The sequence below is a fragment of the Candidatus Methylomirabilota bacterium genome (assembly GCA_036005065.1).
In the GTDB taxonomy this organism is placed as follows: domain Bacteria; phylum Methylomirabilota; class Methylomirabilia; order Rokubacteriales; family DASRDR01; genus DASYQW01.
This window is the reverse complement of record DASYQW010000189.1, coordinates 1-1,815: the sequence shown is the minus strand read 5'-3', so window position 1 is coordinate 1,815 and position 1,815 is coordinate 1. Positions and strand designations below refer to the sequence as shown.

The 1,815-nt window shown below is 73.4% G+C and carries 1 protein-coding gene; it reads right to left on the bottom strand.

Annotated features, from left to right (window positions below; all coding sequences use genetic code 11):
- Positions 1-1,815, bottom strand: a 1,815-nt coding sequence (locus tag VGW35_13710) for an Ig-like domain-containing protein (GenBank protein ID HEV8308712.1), incomplete at both ends; no start/stop codon positions are given.

Here is a 1,815-nt window from a genome sequence, read left to right as displayed (position 1 = left end):
TCCACCGGCACGCCGGCGAGAGGGTTCCCGGCCGCGTCCAGAGCGCGGGCCAGGAGCGGCCGGGGAAGGGTCTGCCCGGCCATCCAGGCGTCCCAGCGCGGGGAGTGGGCCGCCAGCACGGACAGGGCGCCGGGCGAGACGGTGACGGAAAATGCCGCCGGCGAGCCGCGCCGGCCGGGAGAGCGGGCGGTCACCACGTTGAGACCCTTCCCCGCGGTGCGGCCGGCGGTGAAGGTTGCGCGCGCCTCCCCCGCTCCGTCGCTCGTCACCTGGATCTCCCTCGCTCCACCGGTCAGGGTGCCGTCGCCCGCGTCGACGCGGAAGATCACCGGCACGCCGGCGACAGGCGCCGCCGCCGCGTCGCGCACGCGCGCCACCAGCGCGCGAGGAAGGACTCCTCCCGGCGCTACGGTCTGGCCTCCCCCGTCGGCGGCCTCCAGGGAGGCGCCCGCGGTGGTGGCGTCGAGGGTCACGTTGATCGTCTGTGAGGTCCTGCGGTCCGCTCCGTCGGCAGCCTCCAGCATCAGGGAGTTGAGCCCGGCGACGAGGGAGACCGACACATCGAACGATCCGCCGGAGGCATCGACCGGAGTCCCGTTGATCCTGAGCCCCGGCGACGCAGACGCCCCGGGCGGAACGCCGGGATCGCGCACGCGTCCGATCACCCGGATGGGAGTGGTGCGGGCTACCAGGCCGGGCGGCGGGTAAGCGACCTCGATGACCGGCGGATCCAGGTCGAGGACGACCCGCCGCACGTCGATTGCCCGCCGGGGAGGGTCGCCGGGCAACTCGGCGACCACCGCCAGGCGATTGAGACCACGGGCCAGGCTCGCCGTCCCGCTGAAACCGGTCCCGTTCACCGCCGCCTGCGCTCCCTGGATCCAGACCCGCATCCCCGGGTGGCTCAGCGACCCACGGACCAAGAGCGGCGAACTCGACACCACTGCCGCCCCCTCGGGCAGAGTGCACCAGCCCTGGAGGTCCGAGGGCGCCGGCTCCGCGATGTTCACCGCGGGCAGCTCCGAATCGACGCTCACGTTCACCGTCTTCGACGAGCGGTTTCCCACCGGGTCGACCGCCTCCGCCACGATCTGTCCCGCCCCCCGGGGAAGAACGATCTGCGCCGAGAAGGCCCCGTCCTGAACGGCCGCCCGGGCTCCGTTGATGCGCACCACCGACTGCGGCTCGTCCACGGTTCCCAGGACCTCCACCCGGGTCGAAAGGAGGAGCGCTCCCGGGCGCGGCCACTGGACGGCGATCTGGGGCGGAGTGCGGTCGGGCGCGGTGGTAGGGAGAGCGGGCACGACCGGCAGGGGCGATCCATCGGGGCCGACCGCTGCCCCCGAGCCGGGCGCCGCGAGGGTCACCGAAAGCTCGGCGAGGGCGGATCCGGCGGCAAGATCGGCCTGGACCTTGATCAGGTTCTGGCCCGGCGAGAGCGCCACCTGAACGCTGAAGGCGCCCGTCACGGCATCGGTTGGCGCCTGAGTCCCCATCACCTTGACCTTCGCCTGCGGATCGCTCACGGTCCCGGCGACGGTGACCGGGGACGAGGTGAGCACGGCGCCATCGGGTGGCGCGGAGAGGCGAAGGATCGGCGCGCCCGCGGCCGAAGATACCACCCGCGCCGCCGCCGTCGCGGTCAACTGGCGGTGAGTGACGGTAATGGTTGCCGTTCCCGGGCCCACCGCCGTCACCACCCCCACGCTGGAGACGAGCGCGACCGCGGGACGGTCGCTCTGGTAACCGGTGTTCTCGTCCCGGCGCACGTCGATCAGGGCGTCCTGAGGCCTGGTGCCCGAGAGCACTCCCACG